Genomic DNA, 13,863 nt, shown 5'->3' with positions numbered 1-13,863 from the left:
TTTTTCGACAAACATACGTTCTGCCTTTCAGATTCGTATGATATACTGATTGATAGATTATCGATGAATGAGCAGCGATTATTTTACATAGATGAAGGGGGAGCATCATGTCGGTTCATTTTTTGATCGGACGGTCGGGCAGCGGAAAAACGACGACGATTCTGGAGCGGATTGCCGCCAAGCTGGAAGCCGAGCCGCAGGGGAATGCGATCATCCTGCTCGTACCGGAGCAGGGTTCGTTTCAAGCCGAGCATGGGCTGGTAACGTCGGGCCGGATCAAGGGCAGCGTCAGGGCCCAAGTGCTCAGCTTCCGCCGCCTCGCCTATCGCGTCATGCAGGAGACCGGGGGAACGGCGCGTGTCGGCATCAGCGACGAGGGCAAAAAAATGCTGCTGTACAAAATCATACAGCGCCGGAAGGACGAGCTGAAGCTGTTTGGCGCTTCGGGCGAGCAGCTCGGGTTCGTCGGCAAGCTTGGCGACGTATATACCGAAATGAAGCGGTACTGCGTCGATGCCTCCGCCGTGGGGCAGCTGCTCGGGAAGCTGGCTCCCGCGCCGGGCGTCACGCCGATCCTGCGCAGCAAGCTCGAGGATTTATGGACGGTTTACAAGGACTTTGAGCAGGAAATGTCACCGCTGTATATCGACGAGGAGGACAACCTCATCCGGTTGACCGAATCGGTGAAGGACTCGGCTTATTTGCGGGGCGCGGAAATATGGATCGACGGGTTCCACGGCTTCACCCCGCAGGAGCTGCTGGCGATCGGCCAAATGATGGCGCATGCCCGTTCCGTCACCATCTCGCTGACGCTGGACCGGCCTTACGACGCGATGCGGATGCCGCATGAGCTGGATTTGTTCCATCCGACCGCCACGACCTATATCAAGCTGAGAGGGATGGCGGAGGAGCTGGGACTGGACATCGACGACACGGTGCTTGATCCGCCGGTGCCGCCGCGTTTTCGGGAAAGTCCGATGCTTGCCCATTTGGAGCGGGGATATGACCGGCGGCTGCGTTATCAGGCGGCCACAGGCCAAAACGGCGACGGCATTTCGATCCATCCCGCATCCGGGCGGCGCGCCGAAGTCGAAGGAGCGCTTCGGGAAATGCTTCGGCTTTCGCGCGAGGAAGGCGTGCGTTTCCGGGAAATGGCGGTGTTCGTGCGCAATTTGGGGGATTATGAGCATCTGGTCGTGCCGTTGTTCCAGGATTACGGCGTGCCGTTTTTCCTGGACCAGAAAAGAAGCGAGCTGCACCATCCGCTGGCGGAGTTCATGCGCGCCGCGCTGGACGTCGTCCGGCGGTACTGGAGGCACGAGGACGTGTTCCGCTGCGTTAAAAGCGATTTTGTTCTTCCGCTCGACGGATCGCTCACGCGGGAAGACATGGACCGTCTCGAAAACTATGCGCTGGCAAGCGGAATGCAAGGTTACCGCTGGACGGACGGGCGGCCTTTAAAAGGCATCCCGAGCTTGTCCCTCGAAGAAGGAGGGGCGCCGCAGCAGCAAACGGCCGAGGAGCTTCTTGAGCTCATGGAGCGCTGCCGCAGCGCGGTGACGGGACCGCTGGCGGCGTTCGAGAAACGGATCAAACGCGCCAAAACGGCCCGGGACATGTGCACGGCGGTTTATGGGCTGCTTGAAGACGCGGGCGTGCCCGAAAAGCTTGATGTTTGGAGCCGCCAGGCGCTGCTCGAAGGCCGGCCGGAAGCGGCAAGGGAACACCGGCAGCTGTGGGGCGAGGTGCTGGATTTGCTGGATCAGATCGTCGAGATGATGGGCTCCGAGTCGATGACGTTCGACCTGTTCGCGGGGATGCTGGAAACGGGGCTCAGCGAGCTGAAGCTCGGCCTCGTGCCGCCGTCGCTCGACCAGGTGCTGGTCGGGACGATGGACCGTACGCGGACAAGCGGCATCCGGCATGCTTTTTTGCTCGGAGTGAACGACGGCGTCGTCCCTGCGGTGTTTCAGGAGGACGGCGTCATCACCGAACAGGAGCGCTCCGTTCTTGCCGATGCGGGGTTGGAGCTCGCCCCGGGAATCTCGCGGCGGCTGCTGGATGAACGTTTCCTGATCTACAACGCGCTGACTTCCGCAAGCCGGCACGTCTGGATCAGTTATCCGGCCGCGGACGACGAAGGCAAAGAACTGCTGCCGTCCGAAGTGGTGCGTCACCTGGCCAAAATGTTTCCGGGACTTTCGCCTCGGCCGCTTTCCGCCGAACCGGGGGCGGACCGGGACGCCTTGGAGCATGAAGCTTATATCGAACATCCCCGCCAGACGCTGAAGCATCTGATCGTGCAGCTGCGGCGGTGGCGGCAGGGCATGAGGATGCCGGAGCTGTGGTGGGACGTATACAACTGGTATTTGCGGGATCCGCAGTGGCGCGGCCCGCTGGATATGCTGCTGCGGTCCTTGTTTTACCGCAACGGCGCCAAGGCGCTTACGGCAGGCACCAGCCGCAAGCTGTACGGAAGCAAAGTCCGCACGAGCGTGTCGCGGATGGAGCGGTTTGTGGCGTGCCCGTTTTCGCATTTTGCCTCCCATGGGCTGAAGCTGAGGGAACGTCAGCTGTACCGGCTGAAGGCGCCGGACATCGGCCAGCTTTTCCATGCGGCTTTAAGCGAAATGGCGATCCGTTTAAAAGAGCAAAACCGCAGCTGGGGAAGCCTGACGGCGGAGGAATGCCGAAGGGAAGCCGAACTGACGGTGGAACGGCTTGCGCCAAAGCTGCAGGGCGAAATTTTGCTCAGCTCCAAACGGTATGGCTACATTTCAAGAAAGCTGAAAAACATCGTAAGCAGAGCTTCCGTCATTTTGGGCGAGCATGCGCGCCGCGGCAGCTTCGAGCCGGTTGGCCTGGAGCTTGATTTCGGCCCAGGCAAACCGCTGCCCCCGCTTACGTTCCGCCTGGAGAACGGCACCGTGATGGAGGTCGTCGGCCGGATCGACCGCGTGGATTTGGCCCATGGGGAAGACGGGCTGCTGCTGCGGGTCATCGACTACAAATCCGGAAGCAAGGACCTGAAGCTCCATGAAGTGTATTACGGGCTGGCACTGCAAATGCTGACGTATTTGGACGTGCTGCTGACCTACGCGGAGCAGTGGCTCGGCAGCAAGGCGCTGCCGGCGGGAACGCTGTATTTCCACGTGCACGACCCGATGCTGCAGTCGGCGAACGGCATGACGATGGAGCAGGCGGCGGAAGAGCTGCTCAAACGTTTCAAGATGAAAGGGCTGCTGCTTGCCGACCGGGATGTCGTGTCTTTGATGGACACGTCCTTGGACAAGGGGCATTCCTCCATTCTGCCGGTCGCCGTCAAAGCGGACGGAAGCTTTTACAGCAGCGCTTCGGTCGCAAGCCCCGAGCAATGGGACGATTTGCTGGCTTCCGTGCGGAACAGCATCGAACATATCGGAACGAGGATCACGGAAGGCGACGTACGGATCGAGCCGTACCGGATCCAGCAGGAAACCGCCTGCACGTATTGCCCGTTCAAGCCGGTATGCCAATTCGACGAGACGGTCGAAGGCTACCAATATCATCTGTTGGGCAAGCCGGATAAAAAGCAGGTATGGGAGCTGCTGTCCGAGCGCAAAGGAGGAGAAACGCATTGAGCATGCAACCGAAACCCGAAGGCAGCATATGGAGCGACGACCAGTGGAGGGCGATCGCCGAAACGGGCGACGACATCCTGGTGGCGGCCGCGGCCGGCTCGGGCAAAACCGCCGTGCTCGTGGAACGCATCATCCGCAAAATTACGGATGAAGAGCAGGGATTCAGCGTGGACCGCCTGCTCGTCGCCACCTTCACGAAGGCCGCCGCGGCGGAGATGCGGGACCGGATCCGCGAGGCGCTGGACCGGGAACTGGAGAAGGATCCCGATAACGTCCACCTGCGCCGCCAGCTGTCCCTGCTGGGACGGGCCTCCATCACGACGCTGCACTCCTTTTGCCTGGAAGTCATCCGGCGTTATTACCAGCTGATTCCGCTGGATCCGAATTTTCGGATCATCAACGAAAACGAAGCCGAACTGCTCCGGCAGGAGCTGCTGGAGGAGCTTTTCGAAGAAAAATACAGTGAGGAAGCGGAAGGCAGCGATTTTATCCGGCTGGTGGATTGGTTCAGCGGCGAACGCAGCGACGATGCGATGCATCTGCTGGTCCAGAAGCTGTATGACTTTTCCCGAAGCCATGCCTGGCCGGACCACTGGCTGCGCAGCATGGCCGAAGCTTTTGCGGTCCGGGATGCCGCCAGCTTAGGGCAAACCTCCTGGGTGCGGAGCATTTTGCAGGACGCCCGCCTTGCGCTCGCGGGAGCGGAAGGCTTGCTGATGCAGGCCCACGGGCTGGCGATGGCGCCGGGAGGACCGGGCGCTTACGCGGACAACCTGAACGCCGACCTCGAGATGGTCCGCAGCCTCCGGGAAGCGATGGAGCAGCGACCTTGGGAGGAGCTGTACGAGGCGTTCCAGGGCATTTCCTTCGGCAAGCTGAAAAGCGTCCGCAAGGACGATACCGATCCGCAGCTGCAGGAGCGCGTAAAGGAGCTGCGGGATGCCGTCAAAAAAACGCTGACGGATCTGCGCGGCGCGCTGTTCGGCCGTCCGGCCGCGGCATTTCTTGCGGAAATGAACGAAGCGGCGCCGCTGATGAAAGAGCTGGCCGAGCTGGTCATCGAGTTCGGCGGACGGTACGAAGCGGAAAAACGCAAACGGGGAGCGGTCGATTTCAGCGACCTGGAGCACTACTGCCTGCGGATTTTGCTGCACGAGGACTCGGCGCCGGAGCGCCCGCTTCCGTCCGACGCAGCCGTGGAATACCGCGAGCAGTTCGACGAAGTGCTTCTGGACGAATATCAGGATACCAACAGCGTCCAGGAGACGATCGTCGGGCTGATCTCCAGGGAGAAGCCGGGCAACCGCTTTATGGTCGGCGACGTCAAGCAGAGCATTTACCGGTTCCGGCTGGCGGAGCCGGGGCTGTTCCTGGATAAATACCGCAGATACGGCAGCGGCGGCGGGAGCGGCATCCGCATCGACCTGGCGCGGAATTTCCGCAGCCGGATGGAAGTGGTGGACGCGGTGAACGTGATCTTCCGCCAAATCATGAACGAAACGGTGGCGGAGATCGCTTACGACGAACGGGCCGAGCTCGTGTACGGCGCCTCGTTCCCGAATGCGGAGGAGGGCGTTGCCAACCCGTATGCGCCGGAGCTGCTGCTCATCGACCGCGCGGGCAAAGGGCCTGCGGCGGAGGATGAGGCCAATGAAGGCGAACAGGGCGGCTTGATGGAGGAAAGCGAAGTGCTGGAAATGGAGACGGCGCAGCTGGAAGCCAGAGCCATTGCCAAAAAAATCAGGCAGCTGACGGGGGACACGTCCGGCAAACCTCTCCTTGTGTACGATAAGGGCCTTAAAGAGATGAGGCCGGTCAAATACGGCGACATGGTCATCCTTCTTCGTTCCGCTTACATTTGGGGACCGCTGATCATGGAGGAATTGAAGCAGCTGGGGATTCCCGCCGACGGCGAGCAGGCCCGCGGATATTTTCAAGCGACGGAAGTGGAAGTGATGTTGTCCCTTCTGCAGATCATCGACAACCCGCTGCAGGATATTCCATTGGCCGGCGTGCTTCGGTCCCCGATCGTCGGCTTGACGGAGGAGGAGCTGGCGCAGATCCGGCTTGTTCAAAGCGGATCGTTTTACGATGCGCTGATTGCGGCTGCGCGGCCGATAACGGGCGCGTCCGGGGACGGGGCGCATCGCGAGCTCCTTATGGCCGAAGCGGAAGCGGCGGCAGCCTCGGAAACTTTGCGGGTCGGAGACCTCGGCGAAATCCCGGGCGCGTCCGCGATGGACGTCTCCGTGCTCGCCGCAAGCGACGGCATCCCGCCCGCCTTAAGGCACAAGATCCACGATTTCGTGAAGCAGCTGCAATGCTGGCGAGACGACGCCCGCAAAATCAGCCTGGGGGATTTGATCTGGCAGCTGTACCGGGAAACCGGCTATCTCGACTGGGTCGGCGGTTTGCCCGGCGGCGTCGAGCGGCAAAACAACCTGAAGGCGTTGTACGACCGCGCCGTCCAGTTCGAGCAGACGACGGCATCCAGAGGGTTGTTCCGTTTTCTGACTTTCGTCTCCCGGCTGCGCGAACGGGGCGGCGATCTCGGCGGCGGCAGCGGCATGGAGCATAAGGATAACACGGTTCGCATCATGACGATCCACAAAAGTAAGGGGCTGGAATTTCCGGTCGTATTTTTGGCCGGCATGTCCAAGACGTTTAACCAGCAGGATCTGAATGCCCCGTTCCTTATGCACAAGGAGCTTGGGTTTGGTCCGAAGTTCGTGGACGAGGAGAAGCGGGTCAGCTTCCCGACGCTTCCGAACCTGGCGATCCGCCGCAGGTCCCAGCTGGAGCTGCTGGCGGAGGAGATGCGGGTGCTGTACGTCGGGTTGACGCGCCCGAAGGAGAAGCTGTACCTGATCGGCACGGTCAAGGACGTAAGCAAAAAAGCGTCGTCCTGGGCGCAGGTGCTGGAGTCGCCCGAATACACGCTTCCGGATTATGTGCTTGCCAGGGGGCGAAGTTACATCGATTGGGTGGGTCCGGCGCTGATCCGGCATCCGGGAGCCGGCAAACTCCGCGAGATGGCGGAGGCGGACGGCTATCCGTCTTCGGTTCTCGCTTCCGATCCTTCCGTCTGGAAAATATCGGTACTGGCTGCGGATGAGCTGTCGTTAGCCGAGCTGGGCGGCTGGGAAGAAGAGGAGGAATCCACGCCGGAAAGAAAGCTCCGGCTTCAGTCTCTTCTGGAACGTCGGCCCGTCGAAGCCGAAAATGAAGAGTCGGTGCCCGGCGGTTCTTGGGTAACGGAACGTTTGAACTGGCGGTATCCGTACGAAACCGTTACGAAGCTGCCGGCCAAAACCTCGGTATCGGAAATGAAAAAGCTGCTGGCGATGCAGGACGAGCCGTCCGAGCCATGGATGGAAGAACGGATGCTTCGCAGAGAACTGACGAGCCCTTCGGACTCTTTCGCGACGACCCTTCCGCTAAGGCGGCCGAAATTTATGGAGCAAAAGGCGCTGACGCCGGCGGAGCGAGGCACGGTCTATCATACGCTGATGCAGCATATTCCGCTGGACCGGGGCGAAGTGGATGCCGCCGCCGTCGAAGAAACCGTAAGCCGGCTGGTCGAACGCGAGCTGTTGACGCGGGAGCAGGCGGAGGTGATCCGTCCGGACGAAGCGGGCATGTTTTTTGCGACGGAAGTCGGAAAACGGCTGCTGAGCGCGGAGTGGACGGCGCGGGAAATGCCGTTCAGCTACGGCCTGACGGCGGAGGAAGCCCATAAGGGGCTGTTCTCCCAGCAGGACGGCGTGCTATACCATCAACCCGATCTGCTTGAGATGTCGGCGTTAAACCATGAAACGGTGCTCATCCAGGGCGTGGTCGATTGTTTGTTCCGCCATGATGGAAAGCTCGTGCTCGTGGACTACAAAACGGACCGGGTGTTGGAGCATCGGGGCGGAATCGGCGCTCTTACCGAGCAGTACAGATTTCAGCTGAACCTGTACGCCAAAGCGCTGGAGGACATTTTGCACGAGGAAATCAGCGAAAAATGGCTCTACTTTTTTGACGGCGGACATGCCGTCCGCTTATAGATTCAGAACTTCACGCATGGGAAAGGGGAGAAAGCCGCATGCGGATATTGCATACCGGGGACTGGCATTTCGGAAAAACGCTTGAAGGCCGCAGCAGGCTGAAGGAACAGGAGGATTTCGTGGACGAACTCGTCCGCATCGCCGATGACCAGCGGGCCGATTTGATATTGATGGCGGGAGACGTGTACGATTCCGTCAATCCGCCCGCGCTGGCCGAGCAGCTTTTTTACGAGGCATGCGCAAGGCTGACGGAAAACGGGCGGCCGCTGGTCGTCATCTCGGGCAATCACGATCAGCCCGAACGCGTCTCTTCGGTTTCGCCTTTGGTGGCGCGCCAAGGGATCACGCTCGTCGGGCTGCCCGTGGCCGAGGCGGTGACGGTAGGTGTTTCCCGCACGGGGGAAATCGCCAAAATCGCCGCGCTTCCTTATCCTTCCGAGGCAAGGCTGAACGAACTGCTGTCCGCGGAAGGCAAGGAGGAGGAGCTGCGCAAGGCGTACAGCGCTCGCGTTGGTATGCTGATGAAGCAGCTGGCCGGCTCCTTTTCACCGGAAACGGTCAACCTGGCGATGAGCCACATTTACGTCCTCGGCGGAGTCGAATGCGATTCCGAGCGTCCGATCCAGGTCGGCGGGGCGTACACGGTGGATCCGTCGGCGCTGTCCGTCGGGGCCCAGTACACGGCGCTCGGGCATCTGCACCGGCCGCAGGCGGTCAAAGGCGACGGCATGATCCGTTACAGCGGGTCGCCGCTTGCTTACAGCTTTTCGGAAGCGGGCCAGGCCAAATCGGTCATGATGATGGATATCGCGCCCGGAGGGTTGCCGGAGCTGGAGGAGGTTTATTTGAGCTGCGGGCGTCCGTTGGTGCGCTGGAAGGCGAAAGGCGGGCTCGAGGAGGTGTACCGCTGGCTGGACGAAGGAAGGGATGCGGAAGCCTACATCGATCTTGAAATATCCCTTTCGGAATCGATGTCGCTGGGAGACATCCAGCGCCTGCGCAAAAGCCGGGACGGATTCGTACATATCCGGCCGATTTATCCGGAGATGGAGCGGGAAGAGCTTCAGCAGGAGCGGTCCGGCCTCCCGGTGTCGGAGCTGTTCCGCAGGTTTTACCAGCGCCAGACCGGCGGCGCCGAACCGGAGGACGAGCTGGTGCAGCTCTTTCTCGAGCTGGTGGCCGAGGACGGGCGCGAGAAGGAGGCGGAAGCCGAATGAAGCCGATTCAACTGAAGCTGTCGGGGCTGCAGAGCTACAGGGAAATGCAGCAGATCGATTTTGAAGGTTTATGCGACATGGGGCTGTTCGGCATCTTCGGGCCGACCGGAAGCGGCAAATCGACGCTGCTGGACGCGATGACGCTCGCTTTGTACGGCAAGGTCGAACGTGCCGCAAACGGGACGCAGGGCATCATGAACCATTCGGAGGACACCTTGTTCGTTTCCTTCTGCTTTGAGCTGGCTTCGGCCGAAGGCAAGCGGCGCTTCCGCGTCGAACGGAGGTTCAAACGGACCGGAGACCTTTCCGTCAGCAACACGCTCAGCCGCTTTATCGAAATCACGGCGGATGGGGAAACGGTGATCGCCGATAAATTGGCGGAAGTGACGCGCTGCGTCGAAGACAAAATCGGCCTGAAGATGGACGATTTCACGCGGGCCGTCGTGCTTCCCCAAGGCAAATTCGCCGAATTCCTCTCCTTAAAAGGCAGCGAGCGGAGGCAAATGCTGCAGCGGCTTTTCCACCTGGAGCAGTACGGCGACCAGCTCGGCATCAAGCTCAGCCGCCGCGTCAAGGAAAACGACGGGGCGCTGAAAGCGGTGGAAGCGGAGCAGCAGGGGCTTGGCGACGCCGGCGAAGATGCTCTTCAAGCGGCGGAAGGCCGTTTGAAGGACGCAGTGGCGCAGGCCGAGGCGATCCGGAAAAAACTGCATGCTTTGAACCGGGAAGCCGAGGAAAAAGGAAAAATACGCGAGCGCCAGCTTGAAAAAGAACGGAAGCAGGCGCAGCTTGAGCAATTGCGGGCTTTGGAGCCGGAAATGCAGCGGCTTGAACAACTGCTGGCCAAGTCGGCGGCGTCATCGGCGATGATGCCGGCTTTGGCTTTGCTTCGGGAAAGCCTGCAGGATCGGGAGAAAAAAGAAGCGGAGGTGGCGGCGCTTCAAACGGCTGCCGCCCAAGCGGAACAAGATGCGGAAAAAGCCTGCTCTGCCGACGATGCCGCGCAGGAAGCGCTGGCTGCCGGCGAGCCCAAGCTGCTGCAGCGGCAGGAACAGCTGGAGCAGGCCGTTCTGCTGCAGAAGGAAAGGGACGGGCTCCGCACGCTGGTGGCCGGGCTGGAACGGCAGCAAAAGGAATCGGCGGACGGCATGCAGGAGCTGCGTCAGCTTTTGGCCAAGGAGCAGGAGCTTTTGAACCGCGGAGCCCAGAAGCAGGCGGACCTGCAGGAGAAGCTGGGAGAGCTGGAAGTGACCGCAAAAGAACGCTCCCTGGTGCAGCGGGCGCTGGAGCTGCGCCAGCACCTTCGTTCCGCCGAGGAACGGCTCCATCAAGCGCGGAACGAATATGAACAGCAGAAGGAAAAGTCGGAAGCGCTGCGGAAAAAACGCGAGCTGGCCGGGCGGGAGCTCGGCGAGCTGCAGGAGAAGGAGAAACAGCTCGCAAGCGGCATTTCTGCGCTCCTGTCGCAAGCCGGGCTGGAAAACAAGCAGACCGAGCAGGCGCTGCGCGAAGCGGAGCACGCCGAACTCCGGCTAAGGGAGGAGTTCAGGCAGCATGAGCTTCGAAGCTTGTCGCTCGCTCTCGCGGCGGAGCTGCATGACGGACGGCCTTGTCCGGTCTGCGGTTCCTTGGAGCATCCGGCGCCCGTCCTGCCGGAGGAAGCCGCCGCGGCTCGCGACGAGCATTTGCCGCAGCAGCTGCAGCGGGCGAAAAACCGGCTGCAGGAGGTCAAATACGCCCAGCTTCAGCTGATCCACGAAGGTACGGGCCTGCTGGGCGCCGCCGGCCTTCCGGCAGCCGAATCCGGCGCGCTGCAGGCCGCGGCCGCCGCTGAGCAGGCCGAGGCACCCGAAGCCTTTGACATGTTCTCTGCCCAAGCCTGGGACAAGCGGGTCTTGGAGCTCGAACGTTCGCGGGAAACGTTCGCGTCCGCGCTGCATCATGCCAAACAAGAGTCGTCCGGCCTTGCGGAAAGACGGGAGGCGCTGCGGCAGCAGAGCCTTCAGCTGGACGCGGAAGCCGCCGCCGCCGACTCCTTGCTGAAACGGCTGGAGGAAAATGCCGACCGGCTGTCGGAAGAGATCGGCCGGCTGAAAGCCGGATGGGCGGAGGAATTGCGGGAGCTTCCGTTCGACGAGGTCGAAAGCCGCTGGTCGCAGGTGCAGCGGAAGGACCGCGAGGCGGAAGAAGTGAAGGAACGCTTGCGCAAGAGCGTGCCGTTCCTTGACGAGAAGAAGCAGGCGGTCCAATCGCTGGAACGCGATGTGCTTGAAGCCGAAAAGCGGCTCATCCAGCTCGAAGCCGAGCTTCGCGGCAAACGGGAGCTGTTGGCCGAAAAGCAGGAGCGTCTGCATGCCTGGATCGGAGACCGTCAGGCGGAGGCGCTTCTGGAGGCCTGCGCGCGCGAGCTGAAGACGCTGCGTGAGACGGCCGCCGAAGCGAAGCGGCGGAGGCAATCCGCGGAGCAGGCGAAACATGAAAGCGCGAAGGCTCATGCGATGGCCCAGCAGGCCGCAGCATCGGCCGCCTCGCATCATGAAGCCGCCGCCCGGCGCTGGGAGGCTCTCTTGGCGGAATCGCCCTTTGCAACGGCTGCCGAAGTGGAAGAATCCTATCTGCCGGCGCCGGAATCCGAGCAGCTTGCGGCGAAGGTGCGGCAGCACCGCGAAGGCGAACGTGACTTGCTGGCTGCGGTTCGGCACATCGAAGAGCAGTTGTCGGGAAGCACCCTGACGGAAGAAGAATGGCTGAACGTGAGCCGGGAGCTCGCATCCGCCCGCGAGGCCGATGAGGAGGCCCTTCGGATGAAGGCGCGTGCCGAACGCGATCTCGAGGACGTCAAAAAGCGGCATCTCCGTTGGATGGAGCTTGAGAAGCTTCGCGCGGAGCGCCAGCATGAGGCCGATAAACTCGCCAAGCTGCAATCATGCCTGCGCGGCAACGCTTTTGTCGAATATATCGCCGAGGAACAGCTGATGCAGGTCAGCCGGTCCGCATCCCAGCGGCTGGCGTTTTTGACCAAGCAGCGTTACGCGCTGGAAGTGGACTCCGGCGGCGGCTTCCTCATCCGGGACGACGCGAACGGAGGGGTTCGCCGGCCGGTGTCCACGTTGTCCGGGGGCGAGACCTTCCTCACGTCGCTGTCGCTCGCTTTGGCGTTATCCGCCCAGATTCAGCTCCGCGGCCAATACCCGCTCCAATTCTTTTTCCTGGATGAAGGGTTCGGCACGCTGGATCCGGAGCTGCTCGAAACCGTCATTTCCTCGCTGGAACGGCTGCACAACGACCATCTTTCCGTCGGCGTCATCAGCCACGTTCCGGAGCTTCGCGCCCGCCTCCCGCGCAAACTCGTCGTCATTCCGGCCGACGAGGCGGGAGGAGGCTCGAAAATCGCGGTGGAACAGCTGTAGTGACGCATGTCATAGCGGCCCTGTTTAAAGGTTGTTACTATCGCAATAGACAAGCCGACTTTCTCTTTTCGTTGAGGTTCCTTGGCAAGGAACGCAAAATCAGCGCTGCCGCGGCAGCGCCCCGGTTTTTCGTTCTCTGGCCCAAGGGGCTTCTTTTTATTTTGCGGCCGACGGATTTTTATTAAATCAGTAGCCATTCGCCCAGTCGTGAATATGATGATCCTGTAAATCGCAACTGGGGAGGATTATGAAAAGTGGAGAAGTTTGAGGCCAAAGAAATTTGCAAAAAACATATGTACCGCTATGTCAGAGCGACGATGGCGGACGGTAGCGTCCATGACGGATTTATCGAACATGTGGATGAAGAAAGGCTGTATCTTGCCGTTCCGGTCGGCCATGAAAACATGCCTTACCATCACGGTTACGCGAGCCCTTACGCCGGCGGCTGGGACCCATGCTTCCGTCCGGAAGAGGATGTCCGGGCATTTTATCCTTTCGTTCCTTACGGATACGGATTTGGGTATCCGTTCTTCGGGTTTCCATACGGACGCCGCTTCAACCGGTTCATTTTGCCGCTCGCCGGCTTGACGGCGCTTTCCTTGCTGCCGTTTTTTTAAAAAGACAAGGACATATAATCCTTCTGTGCATAAGCAACCCTATCTCGCAAGAAATATTTCCGCTAGACGTGTCCTTCTTCAAAGGAAGTACGCCCACAGACCGTTTTTTTTCGACAGCTTTTTTGGACGGCGGATGGACACCGATGCAGCACGAACGCGGAACAGGCTCTCTTCGGAGGGTCTTTTTCTTTGCGAAGCGGCTCTTTGCCCGAACGCGGATCATGAAATGATTCGGCGCATGAACGCGCTATGCGACGGATTTTTTTGCCGGGCATTGGACGCGTTCCCCCGAAATCCGTTATGATAGGAATAAATTCAAAACATATACATAGCGGAGGCGAACTAACGATGGACTGTCTCTTTTGCAAAATCGTCGAAGGCAGCATTCCTTCACAAAAGGTGTTTGAAAACGACAGCATTCTGGTGTTCAAGGATATTCAACCGGCGGCACCGGTGCATGTGCTCATCATTCCGAAAAAACATATCGCGACGATGAACGACGTGGCCGAAGAAGATCTTCCGCTCGTCGCCGAGATGCACCGGGTAGCGCAGCAGGTGGCCAAAGAGCTCGGCGTGGCGGATACGGGCTACCGTCTCATCAACAACTGCGGGCCGGACAGCGGACAAGCGGTGTACCATATTCATTACCATCTGCTTGGAGGAGCCAAGCTGGGCGCGTTGACGGGCATTTCCGATTCTCATGCGTAATCATGGAAGGGTTCCTGCTTGATCGGGATGATAGGAAAGAATTGGCAGGACCGAGGTTCCGGCACGGAGGAAGCAGTTCCACAAACGGGCGGGGCCCGGCCTGCTGGTTAATCCCCTTGAAAGCGGCGTGAAAGGGTTTTTCTGAAAAAATAGGCGTCAAGGTTGACACCCTATTTCTCTTTCACCTATAATTAAATTTGATGAACCGTGTTATTGCTCTTGGACGGTCTGGTCGGAGGGAG

The 13,863-nt window shown here is 60.4% G+C and carries 6 protein-coding genes; all 6 read left to right on the top strand.

From position 1 onward, the window contains the following. Positions 1–107 precede the first annotated feature (107 nt). The 6 genes from addB to GQY55_RS18435 all read left to right on the top strand — a co-directional run bounded on the left by addB (position 108) and on the right by GQY55_RS18435 (position 13,621). Complete coding sequence (gene addB / locus GQY55_RS18460; protein ID WP_160043355.1) at positions 108–3,620, top strand: helicase-exonuclease AddAB subunit AddB; 3,513 nt, start codon at positions 108–110, stop codon at positions 3,618–3,620. Positions 3,621–3,622: 2 nt separating this feature from the next. Beyond that, on the top strand, positions 3,623–7,669 hold the full coding sequence (addA, locus tag GQY55_RS18455) for a helicase-exonuclease AddAB subunit AddA (protein ID WP_160043508.1): 4,047 nt from the start codon (positions 3,623–3,625) through the stop codon (positions 7,667–7,669). 38 nt (positions 7,670–7,707) lie between these two features. Continuing rightward, the gene (locus GQY55_RS18450; protein WP_160043354.1) at positions 7,708–8,886 is read left to right on the top strand and encodes an exonuclease SbcCD subunit D; all 1,179 of its coding nucleotides are present in this window, start codon (positions 7,708–7,710) and stop codon (positions 8,884–8,886) included. After that, positions 8,883–12,296, top strand: coding sequence for an AAA family ATPase (locus GQY55_RS18445; protein WP_160043353.1), 3,414 nt, complete (start codon positions 8,883–8,885; stop codon positions 12,294–12,296). Before GQY55_RS18450 ends, GQY55_RS18445 begins: the two co-directional genes overlap by 4 nt. 254 nt (positions 12,297–12,550) lie before the next feature. Continuing rightward, positions 12,551–12,913, top strand: coding sequence for a hypothetical protein (locus GQY55_RS18440; protein ID WP_160043352.1), 363 nt, complete (start codon positions 12,551–12,553; stop codon positions 12,911–12,913). Positions 12,914–13,261: 348 nt separating this feature from the next. Then, positions 13,262–13,621: a histidine triad nucleotide-binding protein gene (locus GQY55_RS18435; protein WP_160043351.1), complete on the top strand. Its 360-nt coding sequence runs from the start codon at positions 13,262–13,264 to the stop codon at positions 13,619–13,621. The last annotated feature ends 242 nt before the right edge of the window (positions 13,622–13,863 follow it).

It is taken from the genome of Paenibacillus sp. USDA918EY (assembly GCF_009870825.1).
In the GTDB taxonomy this organism is placed as follows: Bacteria; Bacillota; Bacilli; order Paenibacillales; family Paenibacillaceae; genus Paenibacillus_AQ; species Paenibacillus_AQ albilobatus.
This window is presented reverse-complemented; position numbering and strand designations above follow the sequence as displayed.